Genomic DNA, 19,354 nt, shown 5'->3' on the forward strand with positions numbered 1-19,354 from the left:
CCCCTAATTCTCCGTGGTCAGCGCGTCGTTGACGATGCGCAGCAGTTCGGCCTGCGACTGCGGGTCGCGGAAGTAGAAGTGACCGCCGGGCAGGACGTGCGCGGCGAAGGCGTTCCGGGTGTGCGGGGCCCAGGCGAGCTGGCCGGGGTCCTCCTGGTCGCCGACGAAGGCCGTGATCGGGATGTCCAGCGGCTCCTCGGCGACGTACTCGTGGGAGTCGGCGAGTTCGGCGTCCGCGCGCAGGTAGCGCAGCGCGAGCCGCTTGAGGTCGGATTCCTCGTGGACGACCATCGGCAGCGCGCCCCAGCGTTCCTCGATCGCGGCGAGCAGTTCGTCGTCCGGCAGGTCCCGGATGTTCCGGCGTTCCGGGAGGGGCGGCGGCTGCATGGAGGACAGCAGCAGGGCGCGGGGCAGGCGCCGTCCGGCCCGGCGCAGGGCCCGGGTGGTCTCGAAGGCGATCAGCGCGCCCAGGCTGTGCCCGAAGAAGGCGAAGTCCCGTCGGCCGAAGTCGGCCTGCTCGACGAGGTCACGGACCAGGTCGCCGATCCGCGTGTACGGGGCCTCGTCCTGCCGGGGGGCGCGGCCGGGCAGCTTGACCGCCCAGACCCGGATGCCGGACAGGGCGCCGCCCCAGCGGACGAACTCCCCCGCCGAGCCGCCCGCGTGGGCGAAGCAGTACAGGTCGAGCGTGGTCTCCGTCCTGGGCCTGCGGCCGGAGAGCCAGCGGGCCTGCAGGTCGGCCGGGGTGGTGGCCTCGGGTGCGGGGCCGCCGCCGGTCGCGGTTCCGGTGCCGGTCATGCCGACTCCTCCTCGGTGTCCTGGTGCGGGGCGGCCAGTTGCTGCTCGATCAGTGCGGCCAGGTCGGCCGCCGTCGCGGACGCGAACAGGGCGCTCATCCTGATCTCGACCGGGTAGATCTCCTTGAGCCGGGCGAGGAGTTTGACGGCGATGAGGGAGTCGCCGCCGAGTTCGAAGAAGCTCTCGTCCGGTTCCAGGTCGGGCAGTCCGAGGGCGTCGCCGAACAGCCGCAGCACCACGCCGAGGGGGGTGTCGTCGGCGGACTCCGGCCGGCTGCCGTCGGCGGGGGCGGTGCTCGTGACGGCGGGCTCCTCGTCCGCCGTCCGGGTCTCCGCGACGCCGGTTCCGGTGACGCCGGCGGTGGCGACGGCGCCGTTCCCGCCGGCCGTCCGGGACTCCTCGTCCGGGTGGCGCACCAGGTACGGGAGCCGCTCGAAGGGGTAGCCGGGCAGCGGGACCTTGGCCCGCCGCTCGCCCTCGTGCACGCCCGCCCAGGAGACCCGGGCGCCGGACAGCCACAGCCGGCCCAGCGCGTCGTAGAGGACCGCCAGCGCGTCACCGCCGTCGTCGGGGCCGGCCAGCCCGGCGAGCAGGAGGTGCCCGGGGGTGCACCGGGGCTTGCGGCGGGCGGTCTCGACCAGGCTCGAACCCGCGCCCACCTGGAGGAGAACGCGCTCGGGGTCGGCGAGGAGCGTGTCCAGCGCGGCGTCCAGGTCGGCGGCGGTGCGCAGTTCCGCCGCCCAGCGGCCGGCCGTGACCGGTGTCCCGGGGTCGTTCCAGCTGCCGTCGCCGAGGACGACGGGGATCCGCTGCGGCCGCGGGTCCAGCGCGTCGAGCAGCGCGCGCAGGTCCTCCTCGGTCCCGCCGGAGCGGGCCGGTTCGGCGATCAGCCGCACCGCGCCGGCCACCGGGAGGACGCCCGCGACGACGGCCGCGACCAGCGAGCCGGTGCCGGTGCCGAGGACCGCGCCCGGCCGGATGCCCCAGCGCTGCCAGAGCGCGGCCAGGGCGTACTCGAGGGCGAACACGTAGGTGTCGCGCACCACCGGGTCGCGCGGCAGGGCCAGGCCGCGGGCGGTCTCCCGCACCGCGCGGACGAGCTGCTCGTCGACGCCGTCCAGGACGCTGTCGAACGCCTCCCGGAAGGCCGGTTCGGTGAGGTGCAGCCGCCAGGCCTCCGCCGGTCCGATCCGCCCGGGGAAGAGGAACACCACGGGCCGTTGCCGCGGCGCTCCGGTCGAGTGGACCGTCGTCCGTTCCCGGCCGTCGCCGAGGACGGTGAACGCCCGGTGCCCGTGCTCGCGCCGGCCGGTCTGGAGGGTCCAGGCGGCGTCGGCGGGCGCGGGCGCCGCGGGGCCGGCCAGGTGCGCGTCGAACCGGGCCAGCCGGACGCCCAGCGCCGGGGCGGTGCGGGCGGAGTGCACCAGCAGGTGGGCTCGCCGCTCGGACGCGCGGACCGGCCGCTCGGGCGCCTCCTCCAGCACCAGGTGGGCGTTGACGCCGCCGACCGCGAAGGAGCTGACCCCGGCGCGCCGGGGGAGGTCGCCCGGCGCCCAGGTGCCGAGTTCGGTGGCGACCCGGAACGGGCCGCTCTCGAAGTCGATCTGCGGGTTGGGTTCGGTGAAGTGCAGGCTCGGCGGGATCTGCCGGTGGCCGAGCGCCAGGACCGTCTTGATGAGGCCCGCGGCGCCGGCCGCCGCGTCGGCGTGCCCGATGTTGGTCTTCACCGAGCCGATGGCGCAGAAGCCCCGCTCGTCGGTGTCGGCCCGGAACGCCCGGGTGAGGGCGGTCACCTCGATCGGGTCGCCGATCGGGGTGGCGGTGCCGTGGGCCTCGACGTAGGTGACGGTGCGGGCGTCGGTGCCCGCGGTGAGCAGTGCCTCCCGGACGGCGGCGGCCTGGCCCGCGACGGTGGGCGCGGTGAAACCGATCCGCCCGGCGCCGTCGTTGGTCACGGCCGAGCCGCGGACGACCGCGCGGATGTGGTCGCCGTCGGCCAGCGCGTCGGCCAGGCGCTTGAGGACGACCACGCCGACGGCGTTGCCGGCGACGGTGCCCTCGCCCTTCGCGTCGAAGGCGCGGCAGACGCCGTCGGGCGCCAGGGTGCCGTCCGGTCCGGTCCAGGTGATCTTCTTCGGGGGCACGTGCACGGCGACGCCGCCCGCCAGGGCCAGGTCGCAGTCGCCGGCGAGCAGGCCGCGTCCGGCCGTGTGGACGGCCACCAGGGCGGTGGCGCAGGCCGATTGCACGGCGACGGCCGGGCCCCGCAGGCCGAGGCGCTCGGCGGTGCGGGCGACCAGGAAGTCCGGGGCGGTGCCGAGGACGATGTCGTCCTCGGTGACTCCGCCGAGCCGGTCGCTCTGGGCGGCGAGCGCCTCCGCGTAGCGGGTCTCGGTGCAGCCGCCGTAGACGCCGACGGTGCCGGGGAAGCGGTCGGGGTCCGCGCCGGCGTCCTCCAGGGCCGCGACCGCGCACTCCAGGAAGACCCGGTGCTGCGGGTCGAGGAGGAACGCCTCCCTGGCGGAGTAGCCGAAGTAGTCGGCGTCGAACCACTCGGCGCCGTCCAGCCGGCCGCGGGACGGCACGTAGGTGAGGTCGCCGCCGTCGGGCGCGCCGCCCGGAACGACCTGGGGGGCGTCGCGGGTGACGGTGTCCCGGCCGGCCACGAGATTGGCCCAGAATTCGTCGGTGTCGGCGGCGCCGGGAAAGCGGCCGGCCATTCCGATCACGGCGATGAATCCGCTGGTGTCTTCCGGGGTTCCGATGTCACTCACCGAATTCTCCGTCGGGGTCGGGTGCCTGTCCGCCCAGCTGGGCCCGCCGGTTTCCCAGGCGGTTCAGCCGGCCGGCCGGGCGGCGGCGGCCCTCGGCGGGTGCGGCGGCCCCGCCCTCCTTCAGGCGGCGGGCGAGGGACCGCACGGTCGGGTGCGTGAAGAACTCGACGAGTTCGATGTCCTGGCCGGTGCGCCGGACGACCTGCTCACGAACCATCTGGAGCAGCAGGGAGTGTCCACCGAGATCGAAGAAGCTCTCGTCGTGGCCCACCTCGGGGACCTGCAGGACCTCGCACCAGATCTCGGCGACGACGGCCGTGAAATCCATTTCCGGTGGATTCGCTCGGGATGCGTGCACTCCACTCCTCCCCCTTCGGGTCGCCGGTTCGGCGGCTCCGCAGAATCATCTGCCGTCCCCCCGGAAGGTGTCCAATAACTACCTTCCCGGCCGGGCAGAACTGTCGTTTATGGCAATGGGCATGAAACAGCAGCACAACCCGGTCCGGTTTCCGGAAGGCAATTCCGGGGCCGGGTTGTGCTGCCGGTGTTCGTGGGGCGGTGCCGCCCGCCGGTACTGCCTGCCGTTACCGGCCGCCGGCGGCCCCGCTCAGACCCGGACCACGGTCTTGCTCCGCATCAGGAACTCGCCCAGGTAGCCGTCGTGCGGCAGACCGGGCCGGTGCCAGTGCGTGGCGTGGCTCCCGACGTGCACGTTGCTGATCGTCGGTTCGTCGATCAGGGCCTGCACCAGCTCCTCGTCCCCGGTGACGACGGTGAGGACCAGCGTGTCGCGCAGCGGCTCGATGTCGTCCGCACGGCTCCACGGGCCGACCCACACGCAGGGAAAGGGCACCTCGGCGCCGAGCTGGGAGGCGGAGGCGGAGTCGACCTGGTGCACGGCCGGGCGCAGCACGGCGCTGCCGTCCCCGAGGTCGTCGACGAACCCGGTGCCGCCGAGCCAGGCCCGGGTGCCCCGCGCCCGGTCCAGCACGAACTTCTCCAGCGTCCGCGCCGACTTGAGGTTCTGCACGGGCAGGACGGCCTTCTCGTCGTGCGGCGGGAGGCTGGGCAGGGCGGCCAGCCGCTCGGCGATCGCGCCCGCGAGCGGGGCCGGGTCGCCCTCGACCAGGACGGCGGTGACGTTGACGCAGCCGCTGCCGGCGTGCCGGGTCGCCGAGTCGACGATCATGTCGAGGTGGTCGCGCCAGTCCGTGTCCGCGGTCAGCAGGATCTTCGAGCGGCCCGGCTGCAGGGAGAGCACCCCGGGCTCGTCGGCGTACTGCCGGATGACCTCGTCCCCGCCGTAGGCGAGGTCGGCGCCCCGCACGACGGCGTCGGCCGCCTCGTGGCCGCAGGGCAGCAGGACGACGCTGTCGGTGCCGAACCCGGCCTCGCGCAGGGCGAGGACCAGGCGGTGCGCGGTGAACGGCTCGCGGGCGGCGGGGCGGACCGCGACCCGGTAGCCGAGCGCCAGCGCCTCCGGCCAGAACCCGTGCGTGCCGGGGTGGTTGCCGGGGACGTGCACGGCGAGGACCTCGCCGCGCCGGGTCCACACCGCCTGCGAGGTGCGGACCAGCGGGTCGCGCCAGTCGGGCACCGCCCCGGCGGGTCTGGCCGACTGGACGCTGCGGTAGGAGCTCGCGACCCGGTCGGCGCAGGTCGCGGTCGCGGTCCGGACGACGTTGACCGGCAGGCCGGAGACCCGGCTGACGGCGGCCTCGTACTCCCGCACCGTCAGCCCGCCCAGGGTCGCCGTGCGGAACAGTTCGGCGGCGCGGGCCAGCGCACTCGCCCGCTCGGCGGCGGGCAGCGGGGTCGCGGCGTGCAGGGCCTTCATCGTCCGGTTGACGTAGAGCGCGGGCACCAGGCTCAGTTCGGCCATGACCGCGCCGGTCACATCGGTGATCTCCTGGCGGTTGTGGGCGCGGTACGGGCCGGCCGGGCCCAGCGCGTCCAGCACGGGGATCGCGGGCCCGTCCGGTCCGTCCCGGTCCGCCGGCTGCTGCGGCCCGGCGGTCATCAGTAGACCCCCTCGATGACGACCTCGTCGTCGAAGCGGGCGACCGGGGCGATGCCGGCCGCCGAGTCGCCGATCCGGCCCTCGGGCGCCGCCACCCTGATCGCGGTGTCGCGTTCGAGGTTGTTGGGCAGCAGCAGGGCCTTGCTGACGTGGTGCATCACGACCTGGCCGCGCTCCCCGTACGCCACCGGCCGCCGGGTGGCGGGGTCCACCACCTCGAAGGTGATGTACGGCGAGAAGGTGTCGAAGACGCACGGTTCGCCCAGCGGCGTGCCGTGGCGCTGACCGGCGATGCCGAGGATCATCGTGCTGCCGTAGTGCCCGTAGAGGGTGGCTTCGGGGAAGATCTCGGTCCGGTACAGGGCCTCCGTGTCGGGGTCCATCTGGGTGCCGCCCCAGCGGATGGCCTTCACCTTCCGGTTGATCAGCTCGACGAGTTCCTCGCGCTGGGCGATGCGCTCCAGCAGGGGCGGGGTCACCGTCATCACCCCGATGTCCTGGGTGCGCAGGACGTGCGTGGCCTGGTCGATGACGTGTCCCGCGTAGGCGTCCGCCTGGCCGCCCCGGCCCTCCGCGATCAGGCGCTTGACCCACCGGGGGTCGAGGTCGACCTGGAAGGCGTACCGGCCGTGGGTGCGGGCCGAGCGCCGGAAGATCTCCCCGACGACGTGCGGACCGGACGGGGTGATCCCCAGCCAGTCGACGCCGCGCGGGAAGCCGTGCACGTCGAGGTTGGCGTTGCTCCAGGCGACCAGCTTCTCCAGCCAGTCGGCCGGGCAGACCACCCGCTTGGGCGCGCCGGTGGTGCCCCCGCTCTCGAAGACGCCGACGACGTCGGGGTTCCCGCCGTAGCCGCGCGGCACCAGGTCGGCCGCGGGCACGTCCCTCAGCTCGTTCGCGACGTTGGGGAAGAGCGCCAGGTCGGCGTGGGACTTGACGTCCGACCGGGGGTCGAAGTCGAGGGTCCCGGCCCGCTTCAGCCAGAACGGCGAGCCGGTCTCCGGGCCGAAGTGCCACTCCATCGCCGCCCGCACGAGTGCGTCGGGGTCCGGATCCGCGTCGTACGGCAGGTCCAGGATCGACAGATCGGTTGGTGCCACTCGTCCTCCCATGTCAACAGGCGGCATCACAGAGCCGGCCGGCCTCCCGCATCGGGCCCCGCCGACTTGACGAACGTCCCCCATTCGATCACCGGCCGGCCGCCGCCGCCTGAGTAGTCACTACTCAATTCGACTGTCCGTCCACGAATTTGACGGGCAGTCCGTTCCCCGGCGACGGCCGCCGAGCCTAGACTGACGCAATGAAGGCGATGATTGCGTGGTGGGACGTCACCGATTCCCGGCAGAACGCCGGCACGCTCCGCGATTTCATCCGCGCGGAGTCGGAACACTGGACGGACATTCCCGGCCTGCTCCTGAAGATCTGGCTGTCGGATCCGTCGACGGGCCGCTGGGGCGCCCTTCTGCTGTGGGAGTCGGAGGAGGCCGCGCGCAGCGCGGAACTTCCCCGCAGCCCCGCCGAACTCATCGGCCACCCGGTGGATTTCCGGGCCTGGTTCGACGTGGAGGCGACCGTCGAAGGAGTGCATTCCCTGGATTCGCTGGCCGGGCTCGGCCCCGCCCTGGACGGGCTCGTTCCCGCCGTTCCCGCGGAATAGGACACGACGGAGCGGCGCCCCGGAATTCCGGGGCGCCGCACAACACCGCGGTGTGCCGTTCCGGCCGTCGCGCCGTTCAGCCCGCGGGCTCGATGTTGCGGTTGAAACGGAACAGGTTGGCCGGATCGGTCCAGGCCTTCAGCGCGGCCAGCCGGCGGTGGTCGGCCGGCTCCCAGAAGTCCGTCGCCGGCACGGCCGGAGCGCCGTCCGCGCACCCGCCGTACACCAGGCTCTGGAACCGGCCGCCGACGGACTCGGCGGCGAGCGCCCCCAGCACCTTGTCGGTGGCGCCGCGCGCCTCCTCCGGCCCGGCGCCCATCAGGGGCGTCAGCACGCGCAGCAGGTAGCGGGCCGAACGGTGCCCCACCGCGTTGGGCACCTCGGCCGGCCGGCCGAGCGCCCCGCCCAGGTGACGGACGTCGAGCACGCACGGCACGGCGGCCCCCGGCCCGACCAACTCCGTCACCTCGGCGGCCTGTTGCGGACCGAAGGCGCGCAGCAGGACGTTGTCGCCCCGGTAGGCGTGCGGTTGCGGCGGGTCGTTGTAGATCGTGCCGCACTCGGTGTACGGCATTTCCGCGACGGTGTCCGCCAGCCGGGGGCCGAGCGCGCGCAGCGGGGCGACCAGCCGCTCGCCGGTCCGGGAGTCCCCGGTGTACGCGATGCGCACGTGGGCCACGAACCGGCCGCGCACCGCCGCGGGGAAGAACGGCAGATCGGGGCAGTCGAGCAGCGACACCGAGGAGGTCAGCTCCTCCGGGAGCGTCTGCGTCCAGCGGAGGTAGCCGGCGAGCAGGTCCGGGGTGCGGGCGAGGTCGAAGACCAGCTCCCCGCCGTACAGCCGGCTGACCGGGACCAGGTCGATCTCCATGCCGGTGACCACGCCGAAGTTGGCGCCGGCCCCGCGCAGCGCCCAGAACAGCTCGGGGTCGCTGTCCGCGGTGACCCGCCGGGAACGGGCGTCGGCGGTGACCAGGTCGATCGACCGCACCCGGTCGGCCGCGTAGCCGAACTCCCGGGACAGCAGCCCGAGTCCGCCGCCCAGCACGTACCCGACCACGCCGACCCCGGGGGCGGAGCCGTTGAGCGGGGCCAGGCCGTAGCGGGCCGCCGCGTCGACGACGGCGGCGAAGCGGGTGCCCGCCCCGATCCGCGCCGTGCGGGCCGGGGCGTCGATCGTGACCTGCGACAGCTTCGCGGTGCTGATCAGCACGCCGCCGTCGGTGGGGACCGAGAGGCCGTGCCCGGTCGCCTGGACCGCCACCGGCAGTTCCCGCGCACCGGCGTACGCCACGGCCGCCGCCACGTCCCCGGGGTCGGCGGCGCGGACCAGCACGGACGGGCGGTGCCGGTAGGCGGTCTGGAATCCCGCGCACCGGGCGGCGAATCCGTCGTCGCCCGGCAGCAGCACCTCACCGCGTACGCGGTCGCGCAGCGCGGCGACCGCGGCAGGGTCGTTCATCTACGGCGTTCCTTCCTGTTCGGACGCGTTCCTGGAGGGCGTCGGACACCCGCTCACGGGAGGATCGGCTCCAGTTCCCCGGAGACGACCCGGTGGCGCAGCGCCTTGCGGTCGACCTTCCCGTTGTCGTTCAGCGGGAAGCCGTCCAGCAGGTGGTAGAAGAGCGGGATCATGTACGGGGGCAGGGTCCGGCGCAGTTCCTCGTCCACGTCGTAGACGTCGAGGTCCTTGCCCACCAGGATCCCGGTGAGCACCGTCACGCCCTCCTCCTCGCCCGGCACCGCGAGGACGACGGCCTGCTCGACGTTCTCCTGCCGGAGCAGGTGCGCCTCGACCTCGCCCGTCTCGATGCGGTGGCCGAGGATCTTGACCTGGGTGTCCAGCCGGCCGACGTAGCCGAACTCGCCGTTCTCCGCGCGGCGGACGAGGTCGCCGGTGCGGTACCAGCGGCGGCCGGGACCGCCGTCCGCCGGCGGGGCGAGGTGGAAGGCGCCCGCGGTCTGCTCGGGCGCGTTCAGGTAGCCCTCGAAGACCTGGTCCCCGGAGAGGCAGAGTTCACCGGTCCCGCCGTCGGGCACCGGGCTGCCGTCCTCGGCGAACACCGCGGCGGCCGTGCCCGGGTAGGGGGAGCCGATCGGGACGACGCCGTTGACCACCCCGGCCGGCGAGGTCCGCGGGTCCCAGCGGTGCACCAGGCACGCGATGGTCGCCTCGGTCGGCCCGTACAGGTTCTCCACCACGGACCCGGACGCCGCCTCCCCCCAGACCTGCGCCGTCGCGGCGGGCAGCGCCTCGCCGCAGAACAGGCTCCAGCGCAGCGACGGCAGGCTGTCCGGCACCAGCGCGCCGCGACGGTGCTGGAGCACCGCGACCGAGGGGACCGAGAACCAGACGGTGATGCCGTGGGTGCGGACGAAGTCCAGCGGCGTCATCAGGTCGAAGGTGTCCATGGGGACCAGGCAGCCGCCGCTCCCCCAGGCCATGAACAGGTCGAAGACCGACAGGTCGAAGGTCTGGTCGAAGGTGTTGGTGAACCGGTCCTGCTCGGTGAAGCCGTACCGCTCGGTGTTGGCGTGCAGGAACGCGGCCACGTTGGCGTGCGAGACCGGCACGCCCTTGGGACGGCCCGTGGTGCCGGACGTGAAGAGCAGGTACGCGCCGTCCTCGGGGGCGACCGCCACGGGCCCGCCCGACGGGACGCAGGCCGCCACGTCGGCGCGGGTGAGGACCCGGACCGCCGCGGGGACGTTCCCGGGCACCTCGTCGCTCTCCGGCAGCACCACCGCGGGGGCGCCGGCCAGGCCGTCGAGGAGCGGGCCGAGCCCGGCGAGGGAGCCCGCGTCGGCCAGCACGACATCGGCCTCGGCGCGCTCCAGGATGTCGCGGTTGCGGGCGACGGGGTACTTCTTGTTCAGCGGGACCACGGTCGCCCCGGCGTACAGGGCGGCCAGGAAGCCGGCGTACGTGACGATGCTGCGGTGGCCGAGGATGGCCACGCGCCGCGGCCGCGCCGCCGACCGCGTGATCGCCGCGGCCCACTGGCGGGCGATGCCGTCGAGTTCCCGGTAGGTCCAGGTCCGTCCGCGCAGGAGCAGCGCGGGGTGCTCCGGGACGCGCCGGGCGGAGGCCCGGAAGCCGGAGTGCAGGAGGGGGGCGGCTGACTGCATGGTGTACTCGCGTTCCACTTCGACGGGTTCGGCGGGTTCGGCGGGTTCGGCGGGTTCGGCGGGTCGGGCGGGTGCTGCGGATTCCGCGGCTGCTGCGGGTACCGCTGGTGCTGCGGGCCGGGTCAGGTGTCGGGCCGGGTGCCGGGTCAGGGCTGGAGACGGCCGGCCCGCCACCCCTCGCCGTCCCGGTCGTAGCGCAGCCGCTCGTGCAGCCGGTCGGACCCGTTGGCCCAGAACTCCACGCTGTCGAAGCGCAGTTCGTAACCGGCGAAGCCCTCCGGGCGGGGCAGCGGCGTGCCGCTCTCCGCCAGTTCCAGGGCCCGCTTGCGCAGCGCCTCGACCTCGTCGGGGCCGCTCACCGGTTCGCTCTGCCGGGAGGCGGTCGACATGGCGTGGGTGAACACCGGGCGGGCGCGCCACAGGGCGTCCGCCTCCGCGTCGGACAGCCGCACGACCGGCCCGTCGACCATGATCTGCTGACTGGTCTCCCGCCAGTACAGGACACCCGACGCCCACGGGTTGACCGCCAGGTCCCGGCCCTTGCGGCTGCCCGCGTGGGTGATGAACACGAACCCGCGGTCGGTCACCTTGTTGATCACCACGATCCGGGTCGACGCCCGGCCGGCCGCGTCCGCGGTGGCCAGCGCCAGGGCCAGCGGCTCGCGGACCCCGTTGCCCACCGCATCGGCGAGCCAGCCGCGCAGCAGGCCCACCGGCTCGGCCGGCGGCTGCGCGTACTCGGGGAAGCGGACCTCGACGGTCCCGGTCATGCTCTCCGACCTGGTGCTGCTCATACGTCTCTCCGGGGTGTCTGGACTACCGGGGGGATGGACCGCTCGCCTTCGGGCGCGTCACAGGTGCAGCACGCCTTCGAGCGCGATGACACCCTCGCCGCCGACCTCGACCCGGGCGACCCGCTCGCCGCTGCCCTCGGCGAGCGCGTGCATGGGCGAGGGCCGGCCCATCTCGACGCCCTGCGTGATGACGATGCGCCGCCCGTACTCGACCAGGCCGTGCCGCGCCAGGTGGATCGCGATGGGACCGGCCGCGGAGCCGGTGGCCGCGTCCTCGACGACCCCGTACGCGGGCGAGAACATCCGGCTGCGCCACTGCGTACCGGAACCGGCGAAACAGTTGGCCGCCATGTCCTCGAACGCGCTCAGCGCCCGGTGGTCGGGGCGCAGGGCGGACAGCTCCGCCACGCTGCTCAGGCCGACCAGCACGTGACGCGGCCCGTTGCGGTAGATCTCCACCGGCAGCGCGGGGTCCTGCACGCCGAGGGCGGCCAGCAGTTCCTCGCGCCGGTCGAAGGGCTCCCACTCCGGGATGGGCTGCTGCATCCAGGCGCCGGTGACCACGCCGTTCGTGCGGACCAGCTCGAAGGGGACGATCGCCCTGGCCGTCTCCAGCTTGAGCTGGTCCAGCGGCCCCCGGTTGCCGATCGCGATGGCGGTGCCGAGCAACGGGTGCCCGGCGAAGGGCAGTTCGTTGACCGGGGTGAAGATCCGGATGCGCGCGTCGCCACCCTGCTCGGGCGCGAGCACGAAGGTGGTCTCGGAGAGGTTCATCTCCCTGGCGATCGACTGCATCCGACTTTCCGTCAGGTCGTCCGCCCCGAAGTAGACGGCGACCGGATTGCCCTTGAGCACCTCGGTCGAGAAGGCGTCGACAACCACGTAACTGTGCATGGAGATCTCCCGCTGTTCCTTCGTCATGTGCCGAAAACGTTCCGGAAGGCGCCGGCCAGGATGCGAGGGCCGTTCTGGGTGAGCACGGACTCGGCGTGGAACTGCATGGTCATGAAGTGCGGACCGCGCAGCCCGAACACCTCCCCCGTCCCCCGGTCCCGGCTGACCTCGATCACGCCGACGCCCTCCACCTCGCGCTTGTCGTCGTCGCTCACCGCGGCGAAGGTGTTGTAGAAGCCCACCCGTTCGACGGCCCCGAAGTAGTCGATCTCCTTCTGCAGCCCCTGGTTGGGGGCGGGCAGCCGGGATATCTCGAAGCCGAGCGCGAGACTGAGCACCTGGTGGCTCAGGCAGACCGCGACGAAGGGCCGTCGCTCGGCGAGCAGGGTGCGCACCGCGGCGTGCAGATGGCCGATCCGGGGGTGGGCCGTGTCACCCGGGTCGCCCGGCCCCGGGCCCATCACGACGAGGTCGTACTCCTCGAAGGCGTATTCCTCGTCGAACCGGCGGACCGTGACCTCCAGACCCTGGGCGCGCAGCAGGCCGGCGATCATGAAGGTGAAGGTGTCCTCGGCGTCGACGACCAGAACCCGGCGGCCGGCCGGCCCGGTGTGTGCCGGCAGCCCGTCCCCGGCCCCGCGCATCCAGAACCCGGCGATCGGGTCGTTGCGCCGCTCCAGGGCGGCGCGGACCTCGGGGTGGTCGGCGAAGCCGCCGGCCCGGCCGGACTCCAGCGCGCTCACCAGCGCGGACGCCTTGGCCCGGCCCTCCGCGGCCTCGCGGGCGGGGTCGGAGTGGCGCACCAGCGTGGCGCCGACGCCGATCTCGACCCGGCCGGACGCGTCGATGTCCGCGGTGCGGATGAGGATCGCCGAGTCCATCGCCCGGCGGCCGTGCTCGTCGCGCCCCACCAGCGCCGCGACGCCGCTGTAGTAGCCGCGCCCGCCGGGCTCGTACGTGTCGATCACCCGGCAGGCGCTCTCCAGCGGGGAGCCGGTCACCGTGGGGGCGAACATGGTCTCGCGCAGGATGTCGCGCACGTCGTGCGCGGTGCGGCCCTCGATGAAGTACTCGGTGTGCGCGAGGTGGGCCATCTCCTTGAGGTACGGCCCGTTGACCCGGCCGCCCTCCTCGCAGATCCGGGCCATCATCTTGAGTTCCTCGTCGACGACCATGTACAGCTCCTCGGTCTCCTTGCGGTCGGCGAGGAAGTCGAGGACGTCCGGCAGCGTCGGGCCGGTCGACGGGTAGCGGTAGGTGCCGCTGATCGGGTTCATCACGGCGGTGCCGGCGTCGAGGCTGACATGCCGTTCGGGCGAGGCGCCCACGAGCGTGCGCTCCCCGGTGTGGATCAGGAACGTCCAGTACGCGCCGACCTCGCGCTGGACGAGCCGGGAGAAGAACGCCAGGGCGCTGGCCGGCCGGTAGTCGGTGATGGTGGCGACGAAGGACCGCTTGACGACGAAGTTGGCCCCCTCGCCGGCGCCGATCACGTCGCCGACGACCCTGCGGACGATGTCCTGGTAGGCCTCGTCGTCCACGTCGAAGTGGGCGTCGGCCAGTTCGGTCGGCACCTGCGGGATCCGGCGCAGTGCCTCCGCCAGCGGGATCCGCTCCTGTCCGGTGACGCTCAGCGCGACCAGGGGCGCGCCGTCGTCGGTCGCCACGAAGCCACGCTCGGTGATCTGCCGGTACGGCACGACCGCGAGGACCTCGTGGTGCGCCCCGGCCGTCCGGGCGGCGTCCGGCAGCGGGATCCCGGCGAGCGTCGCGGGGGTCGTGACGTCGCCGGTCAGCACGTCGAGGACGCCGGGGCCGGCCGCCTCCGGCCGGTACAGCAGGGCGAAGGCCCCGGCCCGACCGTTCAGGACGCGGTCGAGCAGGTCACCGGCCGCCGCGGTCATGCGAAGACCTCCTTGGCCGTGACCACCATCGCGCAGCGCCCGGCCGCGTAGTCGAGCGCCATCCGGTGGAAGTCCTCGTTGAAGTCGGCGACGGCGTCCGCGACGAGGAACGCCTGGATGTCCTGGGTGAAGGCCTCGACCGCCGTCATCAGCACGCCGACGTGGGCGTAGACGCCGCAGAGGATCAGCTGGTCGCGGCCGGCCGCCCGCATGCGCTCCAGGAGGTCCGACCGGTGGAAGGCGCTGTAGCGCCACTTGGTCAGCTGCCAGTCGCCGTCCCGGGGCGCCAGGTCGTCGACGACGGCACGGTCCGCGAGGTCGCCCCGCATGCCGGGACCCCAGAAGTCGGCCAGCAGGCCGCGCTCCTCGGGGGTCATGCTGCCCGGCTGGGCGGTGTACGCCACGGGGACGCCGAGTTCGGCGGCGCGCTCGCGCAGCGCCGCCGCGTGTCTCACCAGGGGGTCGCGGACGCTGCCCGGGAAGGGTGCCAGGAAGAAGCGCTGCATGTCATGGACGAGCAGCACGGCACGATCGGGATCTGGGGTCCACTGGGCGGTGTTGGCGGGCAGGTCGCCCGCGGTCGGCAACGTGTAGGGCTCGATGGGAGGAATCCCGACCATTTGCTTCCTTCTCACGCCTGACTCGGATCGAGCGGGGTACGACGCGTCTGGGGATCAGACGCTCCAGGTGGACACGACGGCGACGGCCTGCCGCGGATTGAGCCGCGGGTCGCAGAACGTCGTGTACTTGTCGCCGACGCGGTCGAGGTCCGCCTGGCACGAGACGCACTCGGTGACGTCGTTGGGGGTGGTCTCCAGGTGCAGCCCGCCGGGCACGCCGCCGGCCCCGGTGACGGCCCGCTGGAAGCGCCGGACCTCGCGCGAGACGGTGTCCACGTGGCGGGTCTTGTTGCCGTCCGGCGCCGCGACCGTGTTGCCGTGCATCGGGTCGGTCAGCCAGATCACCGGGTGCCCGGCCGCGCGGACGGCCTCGACCAGCCGCGGAAGGCGCTCCGTGACCCGCTCGGCGCCCATCCGGGCGATGAGCGTCAGCCGGCCCGGGGTGCGGTCCGGGTCGAGGATCCCGCACAGCGCCACCAGTTCGGCGGGTTCCATCGACGGGCCGACCTTGCAGCTCACCGGGTTGCTCACCTTGGCGAGCAGGGCGACGTGCGCGCCGTCCGGCTGCCGGGTGCGCTCGCCGATCCACGGCCAGTGCGTGGAGCCGAGGAACAGCGTGCCGTCCTCGCCCCGGCGCAGCATGGGGATCTCGTAGTCGAGGAGCAGCGCCTCGTGGCTGGTCCACACCGGTGGGCCGAGGACGTCGTGCAGCGGCGCGTTCCCCCGCCAGCCCAGGTGCTTCACGATGTCGCCCGCCGCCATGTGGCAGGTGAGCATGCGCAGCGGGTCGGGCCGCCTGGCCTCGGGGTCCGGTTCGGGCCCGTTGACCATGTGGCCCCGGAAGGTGGGGAGCTGGGCGCCGCCCACCGACTCGGTCGCGCTGGAGCGGGGTTTGGCGAACTGGCCCGCGATGCGGCCGACCCGGACGACGGGCTTGTGGGCGGTCATGCGCAGCGTTCCGGCGAGCAGGTCGAGGAGTGCCGCCTTGCGGGACACGTCCGCGACCGTGCACTCGTCGGGGTCCTCGGCGCAGTCGCCGGCCTGGACCACCATGGCCTCGCCGGCCGCGACCCGGGCGAGCGCGGCGCGCAGCACGCCGAGGTCCTGCGCGCGCACCAGCGCCGGCCCGGCGGCCAGCGTCTCCGTCACTCGTTCGGTCTGCGCCGGGTCGGGCCAGCTGGGTTGGTGCAGTGCCTTGCGGAGACGGATGTCGGGCAGGACTTCGTCCACGGGATGCTCCTATGCGGCGGGGCGACGACCGATCAGGTGGGTATGCCGGCGCGCTTGATCTCCGGGACGGGGATGCCCAGGGAGCGCAGCTGCTCGAACGGGTTCATGAACTCCCGCTGCAGCTTGATCAGACCGTTCTCCAGCTCGAAGGAGTGCAGGAAGTGGTTCTCGTAGTGGCCCTCGGGGTAGTCCGCGAAGAGGATCTTGCCGCGGCCGTCGCACTCCGCCCAGAAGCGGTTGGGGTCCTGGGTCTCGAAGATCTGGACGTTGTACCACTCCCAGTCCGGGAAGGTCTTCAGCGACCACACGGCGTGCTCACCGAGCCGGTCCCGGCCGCGGATGGCGATCGGGGCGCCGGTGTCGGTGGTCCAGAGGCCGCCGACACCGTCCTCCGTGAAGAGCAGGTGGCGCTTCAGCCGGGCCTCGCCGAGGGAGGTCATGTACGTCTCCACCGTCGCCCGGTTGATCCTGCGCAGCTCGGCATCGTCGGCGAAGGCATTGTGCTGAACGGTTTCGGACATGGGTGAACTCCAAACTGTGCGCTGGGTGTCGATTTCCCGGCGGGAAAAGGAGGAGGCGGTGTCTGGGGCCGACGACCTGAGGTGAGGGGCACCCGGTCGTCGCGCCGGAGCCATCACCGATCCTGCCGGGTGGCTCCGACGCGTTCAAGGAACGAGCGCCCAACTCGGAGTCAGACTGAGTGCAGGTTCCTCAAGTTGTTGCCCGGAAATGTCAGATGAGTTTAAACTTCGCAGCTCATCAGTGGAGTTGACGAAAACGTGTGGAACAGGTGAAGCGGTCGCGGCGGGGTTCGGAAGGACGCCGCACAGAAGGGGCGACGAGGCTCAGGCCCAGCCGAGCTGGAAGCCGACACCGCGGACGTTGCGGATCCAGTCACTGCTCCCGAGCTTGCCCCGCAGGCTGCTGATGTGGGTGTCGATGGTGCGCCGGGACCAGACGTCGCCCCAGACGGTCTGCATGATCGTCTTGCGCGAGACGACCGTGTCGGGCTGGACCGCCAGCAGGTACAGGAGGTCGAACTCCTTGCGGGTGACGTCGATCCGCCGGCCGTGCAGACGCACCTGGCGGGCCCCCGCGTCGATCCGCAGCGGGCCGCGGACGATCACCGACGGATCGGCGGCCGCCTTCCGGACGCGCCGCATCACCGCCTCCATCCGGGCCAGCAACTCCTGGAAGCCGTACGGCTTGACCAGGTAGTCGTCGGCGCCGGCCTGCAGTCCGAGGACCCGGTCCAGCTCCGTCCCCCGCGCGGTCACGGCGATGACCGCGGTGTCCCCCGCGGCGCGGATCTGCCGGCAGACCTCCAGTCCGTCCAGGTCCGGCAGTTCGAGGTCCAGCAGGACCACGTCGACGCCCTCGTACGCGCCGAGCGCCGGGATGCCGCCGGACACCCGCTCCACCAGGTGCCCGTGCCGCCGCAGGCCCGCCGTCAGGGGCTCCGCGTCCTCGTCGTCGTTCTCCACCACGAGGATCCGCCAGGCGGACGGCGCACTGCGCACCGGCCGACGCGGGACCGCGGCGTCCGGGGCGACCCGGTCCACCTGCCCCACCGACGGCACCGCCACGAGGTTACGGCCAGCCATCACCTCAGAACGGGCGACCACGGCTGCCCCCCTTCGGCAGCCCGCGCGACGGACCGCGCACCCATCGGGGCGCGCACGCACGAGAACCCTTCCTGGTTCTGTTCCTGGTTCTGTCCGGGTGCCGGAAAACCGCACCCGCACCCCAGCCGATCAGATGTCATGCAAACACTCTCCCCCGTACCGCGAACCGGAATACAACAGGACTCGCAATCCGCCTGCAGCGGGCGGAGCGACCTGGAATTTCGGGCACAGCCTTCCCGTCGGGCCACTCGGTCCGGCCCGCCCGGACGATGCACCCCCGCGGCACAGGGGAGCAACACCGGGACATCGCCATCCCACCCAGGGGCCGCTGACTGCCCGTCAAATTACCGTCCGGGTGGTTAAGCGCCCATAAAGCGGATGGATACCGGGGGACGGATTGCGGCCGGGCCCGCTCACCTGCGTAGGACCCGGCGGGCCGCCCGCGATCTGAGTAGCCGGTACTCAGGCGCCGGCCCGCGCGCCGTGGTCGGCTTGGAGCCGAAGAGCACGGATCTGGCCATGCGCATCCGATCGACGGGCGCCGGAAGGGAACCACCATGAAGTTTGAGGACGTCTACCTGTCGAGCCTCGGCACCTACGTGCCCGGCCTGGTGACGACGGAGCAGGCCGTGGCGGCCGGCTGGTACGGTGCGGACGTCCGGGAGGCGTCGGGCCTCGAGTCCGTCGCGGTCTCCGATTCGCTGTCGGCCCCCGAAATGGCCGTCCTGGCGGCCAAGGAGGCAATTCGGCGTTCGGGGCACGCGGCCGAGGACTTCGGTGCGCTGTTCCACAGTTCCGCGTTCCACCAGGGCCCCGACGGCTGGTCGCCCGCGCACTACATTCTCACCAATACCCTGAACACGCCGATCACGGCGCTGGAAATCAAGCAGGGTTGTCAGGGAATGCTTTCCTCCCTCGTCTTTTCCGCGCACCGGCTCGCCCACGACCCGCGCACCGCCGCGGTCCTGCTCACCGCCGCGGACAACTACTCCGCGCCGCTGGTCGACCGCTGGACCACCTCGCGCCTGTCCATCTTCGGCGACGGCGCCGCGGCCGCGGTCGTCTCGAACACCGGCGGCATCGCCAAGCTGCTGTCCGTCGGCACGCACTCCGCCCCCGGGATGGAGGCGCTGCACCGCGGCAGCGAGCCGATCTTCCCGCCGGCCGTGACCGTGGGCCGGGAGCTGGACTACGAGGCCCGGGTCAAGTTCTGGATGGAGGAGTGGGCCAAGGGCAACACCCCGCCCATGGAGCACCCGGGCGAGGTGCTGCAGAAGGCCCTCGACCAGGCGCTGGAGGACGCCGGCATCACCGTCGACGAGATCAAGCGGGTCTGCCACCCGAGCGCCACGCTGGACGCGCTGCGCGACCAGTTCCTCGACCCGATCGGCTTCACCCTCGACAGCGGGATCTGGGAACACACCAGCAAGGTCGGCCACATCAGCGCCGCCGACGTCTTCATCGGCCTGGAGCACCTGTGGCGCACCCGCCAGGTCGGTCCGGGCGACAAGGTGATGCTCTTCACCGGCAGCCCCGGCTTCGAGGCCGGGGTGGCCATTCTGGAGATCACCGCCCAGCCCGCCGAGTAACCGACGCCGCCAGGCCGGAAGGACGACACCCAGCACCATGACCGACAACACCAACCGGAAGAACGCCGCGGCCACCGTCCTGACGGGCGAGGACCTGCGCGCGGCGCTGGCCGAGCTGATCGGCATCGACCCCACCGAGGTCGGGGACGACGACAACCTCATCCAACTGGGCCTCGGGTCACTGGAGATGATGCGGCTGGTCACGAAGTGGCGCCGGGCCGGCCTGCCCGTGGCCTTCGGGGAGCTGACCGACACCCCGACGTTCGCCGCCTGGAACGCGCGGATCACCGAGGAACAGGCCAGGGCCTCCACCGCCTGAC

The 19,354-nt window shown here is 72.9% G+C and carries 17 protein-coding genes; 3 read left to right on the plus strand and 14 right to left on the minus strand.

Features of this window, described 5'->3' with window-relative positions; all coding sequences use genetic code 11:
- Positions 1 to 3: 3 nt before the first annotated feature.
- The 5 genes from ACIO5D_RS24130 to ACIO5D_RS24150 all read right to left on the minus strand — a co-directional run bounded on the left by ACIO5D_RS24130 (position 4) and on the right by ACIO5D_RS24150 (position 6,719).
- Positions 4 to 798, minus strand: coding sequence for a thioesterase II family protein (locus tag ACIO5D_RS24130; protein WP_400797653.1), 795 nt, complete (start codon positions 796 to 798; stop codon positions 4 to 6).
- A complete protein-coding gene (locus ACIO5D_RS24135; protein WP_400797656.1) occupies positions 795 to 3,572 on the minus strand; it encodes a type I polyketide synthase in 2,778 nt (925 codons plus the stop codon). Before ACIO5D_RS24135 ends, ACIO5D_RS24130 begins: the two co-directional genes overlap by 4 nt.
- Complete coding sequence (locus ACIO5D_RS24140; protein ID WP_363607741.1) at positions 3,565 to 3,900, minus strand: acyl carrier protein; 336 nt, start codon at positions 3,898 to 3,900, stop codon at positions 3,565 to 3,567. Before ACIO5D_RS24140 ends, ACIO5D_RS24135 begins: the two co-directional genes overlap by 8 nt.
- 279 nt (positions 3,901 to 4,179) lie before the next feature.
- Positions 4,180 to 5,592, minus strand: coding sequence for an aldehyde dehydrogenase family protein (locus tag ACIO5D_RS24145; protein WP_400657562.1), 1,413 nt, complete (start codon positions 5,590 to 5,592; stop codon positions 4,180 to 4,182).
- Positions 5,592 to 6,719 (minus strand): phenazine antibiotic biosynthesis protein, encoded by a 1,128-nt coding sequence (locus ACIO5D_RS24150; protein WP_400797793.1) that lies wholly within the window; start codon positions 6,717 to 6,719, stop codon positions 5,592 to 5,594. The genes ACIO5D_RS24145 and ACIO5D_RS24150 overlap by 1 nt, the downstream gene beginning before the upstream one ends.
- Positions 6,720 to 6,892: 173 nt before the next feature.
- On the opposite strand from ACIO5D_RS24150, the gene ACIO5D_RS24155 reads away from it, so the two are divergent.
- A complete protein-coding gene (locus ACIO5D_RS24155; RefSeq protein WP_363607738.1) occupies positions 6,893 to 7,249 on the plus strand; it encodes a hypothetical protein in 357 nt (118 codons plus the stop codon).
- A gap of 76 nt (positions 7,250 to 7,325) precedes the next feature.
- Here ACIO5D_RS24155 and ACIO5D_RS24160 read toward each other — a convergent pair whose 3' ends face one another.
- The 9 genes from ACIO5D_RS24160 to ACIO5D_RS24200 all read right to left on the minus strand — a co-directional run bounded on the left by ACIO5D_RS24160 (position 7,326) and on the right by ACIO5D_RS24200 (position 17,424).
- Complete coding sequence (locus ACIO5D_RS24160) at positions 7,326 to 8,711, minus strand: FAD-binding protein (protein WP_363607737.1); 1,386 nt, start codon at positions 8,709 to 8,711, stop codon at positions 7,326 to 7,328.
- Between the two features lie 53 nt (positions 8,712 to 8,764).
- Positions 8,765 to 10,378 carry an amino acid adenylation domain-containing protein gene (locus tag ACIO5D_RS24165; protein WP_363607736.1) on the minus strand — a complete coding sequence of 538 codons (1,614 nt, stop codon included), beginning with the start codon at positions 10,376 to 10,378 and terminating at the stop codon, positions 8,765 to 8,767.
- Positions 10,379 to 10,524: 146 nt separating this feature from the next.
- Positions 10,525 to 11,172: a phenazine biosynthesis FMN-dependent oxidase PhzG gene (gene phzG / locus ACIO5D_RS24170; protein WP_363607735.1), complete on the minus strand. Its 648-nt coding sequence runs from the start codon at positions 11,170 to 11,172 to the stop codon at positions 10,525 to 10,527.
- 57 nt (positions 11,173 to 11,229) lie between these two features.
- A complete protein-coding gene (locus ACIO5D_RS24175; protein ID WP_400657552.1) occupies positions 11,230 to 12,093 on the minus strand; it encodes a PhzF family phenazine biosynthesis protein in 864 nt (287 codons plus the stop codon).
- Positions 12,090 to 13,970 (minus strand): anthranilate synthase family protein, encoded by a 1,881-nt coding sequence (locus tag ACIO5D_RS24180; RefSeq protein WP_400797660.1) that lies wholly within the window; start codon positions 13,968 to 13,970, stop codon positions 12,090 to 12,092. The genes ACIO5D_RS24175 and ACIO5D_RS24180 overlap by 4 nt, the downstream gene beginning before the upstream one ends.
- Positions 13,967 to 14,590 carry an isochorismatase family protein gene (locus ACIO5D_RS24185; RefSeq protein WP_363607732.1) on the minus strand — a complete coding sequence of 208 codons (624 nt, stop codon included), beginning with the start codon at positions 14,588 to 14,590 and terminating at the stop codon, positions 13,967 to 13,969. Before ACIO5D_RS24185 ends, ACIO5D_RS24180 begins: the two co-directional genes overlap by 4 nt.
- 54 nt (positions 14,591 to 14,644) lie before the next feature.
- Entirely contained in the window at positions 14,645 to 15,820 is a 1,176-nt protein-coding gene (locus ACIO5D_RS24190) for a 3-deoxy-7-phosphoheptulonate synthase (RefSeq protein ID WP_400758807.1), read from the minus strand.
- A gap of 32 nt (positions 15,821 to 15,852) precedes the next feature.
- Complete coding sequence (locus tag ACIO5D_RS24195; RefSeq protein WP_363607730.1) at positions 15,853 to 16,341, minus strand: PhzA/PhzB family protein; 489 nt, start codon at positions 16,339 to 16,341, stop codon at positions 15,853 to 15,855.
- A 324-nt stretch (positions 16,342 to 16,665) separates the two neighbouring features.
- Complete coding sequence (locus ACIO5D_RS24200; protein ID WP_363607729.1) at positions 16,666 to 17,424, minus strand: response regulator transcription factor; 759 nt, start codon at positions 17,422 to 17,424, stop codon at positions 16,666 to 16,668.
- Positions 17,425 to 18,002: 578 nt separating this feature from the next.
- On the opposite strand from ACIO5D_RS24200, the gene ACIO5D_RS24205 reads away from it, so the two are divergent.
- Both ACIO5D_RS24205 and ACIO5D_RS24210 read left to right on the plus strand, forming a co-directional pair.
- Positions 18,003 to 19,034, plus strand: coding sequence for a ketoacyl-ACP synthase III family protein (locus ACIO5D_RS24205; protein ID WP_363607728.1), 1,032 nt, complete (start codon positions 18,003 to 18,005; stop codon positions 19,032 to 19,034).
- Positions 19,035 to 19,071: 37 nt separating this feature from the next.
- Positions 19,072 to 19,353, plus strand: coding sequence for a phosphopantetheine-binding protein (locus ACIO5D_RS24210; RefSeq protein ID WP_363607727.1), 282 nt, complete (start codon positions 19,072 to 19,074; stop codon positions 19,351 to 19,353).
- The last annotated feature ends 1 nt before the right edge of the window (position 19,354 follow it).

This window comes from Kitasatospora sp. NPDC087315, from assembly GCF_044744345.1.
Taxonomy (GTDB): Bacteria; Actinomycetota; Actinomycetes; order Streptomycetales; family Streptomycetaceae; genus Kitasatospora.

Coding starts and splice junctions, on each gene's coding strand:
- ACIO5D_RS24155 (WP_363607738.1), top strand. CDS start 6,893: ATGAAGGCGATGATTGCGTGGTGGGACGTCACCGATTCCCGGCAGAAC.
- ACIO5D_RS24160 (WP_363607737.1), bottom strand. CDS start 8,711: ATGAACGACCCTGCCGCGGTCGCCGCGCTGCGCGACCGCGTACGCGGT.
- ACIO5D_RS24140 (WP_363607741.1), bottom strand. CDS start 3,900: ATGGATTTCACGGCCGTCGTCGCCGAGATCTGGTGCGAGGTCCTGCAG.
- ACIO5D_RS24185 (WP_363607732.1), bottom strand. CDS start 14,590: ATGGTCGGGATTCCTCCCATCGAGCCCTACACGTTGCCGACCGCGGGC.
- ACIO5D_RS24165 (WP_363607736.1), bottom strand. CDS start 10,378: ATGCAGTCAGCCGCCCCCCTCCTGCACTCCGGCTTCCGGGCCTCCGCC.
- ACIO5D_RS24150 (WP_400797793.1), bottom strand. CDS start 6,719: ATGCCGCCTGTTGACATGGGAGGACGAGTGGCACCAACCGATCTGTCG.
- ACIO5D_RS24180 (WP_400797660.1), bottom strand. CDS start 13,970: ATGACCGCGGCGGCCGGTGACCTGCTCGACCGCGTCCTGAACGGTCGG.
- ACIO5D_RS24145 (WP_400657562.1), bottom strand. CDS start 5,592: ATGACCGCCGGGCCGCAGCAGCCGGCGGACCGGGACGGACCGGACGGG.
- ACIO5D_RS24210 (WP_363607727.1), top strand. CDS start 19,072: ATGACCGACAACACCAACCGGAAGAACGCCGCGGCCACCGTCCTGACG.
- ACIO5D_RS24200 (WP_363607729.1), bottom strand. CDS start 17,424: ATGGCTGGCCGTAACCTCGTGGCGGTGCCGTCGGTGGGGCAGGTGGAC.
- ACIO5D_RS24195 (WP_363607730.1), bottom strand. CDS start 16,341: ATGTCCGAAACCGTTCAGCACAATGCCTTCGCCGACGATGCCGAGCTG.
- ACIO5D_RS24175 (WP_400657552.1), bottom strand. CDS start 12,093: ATGACGAAGGAACAGCGGGAGATCTCCATGCACAGTTACGTGGTTGTC.
- phzG (WP_363607735.1), bottom strand. CDS start 11,172: ATGAGCAGCACCAGGTCGGAGAGCATGACCGGGACCGTCGAGGTCCGC.
- ACIO5D_RS24130 (WP_400797653.1), bottom strand. CDS start 798: ATGACCGGCACCGGAACCGCGACCGGCGGCGGCCCCGCACCCGAGGCC.
- ACIO5D_RS24205 (WP_363607728.1), top strand. CDS start 18,003: ATGAAGTTTGAGGACGTCTACCTGTCGAGCCTCGGCACCTACGTGCCC.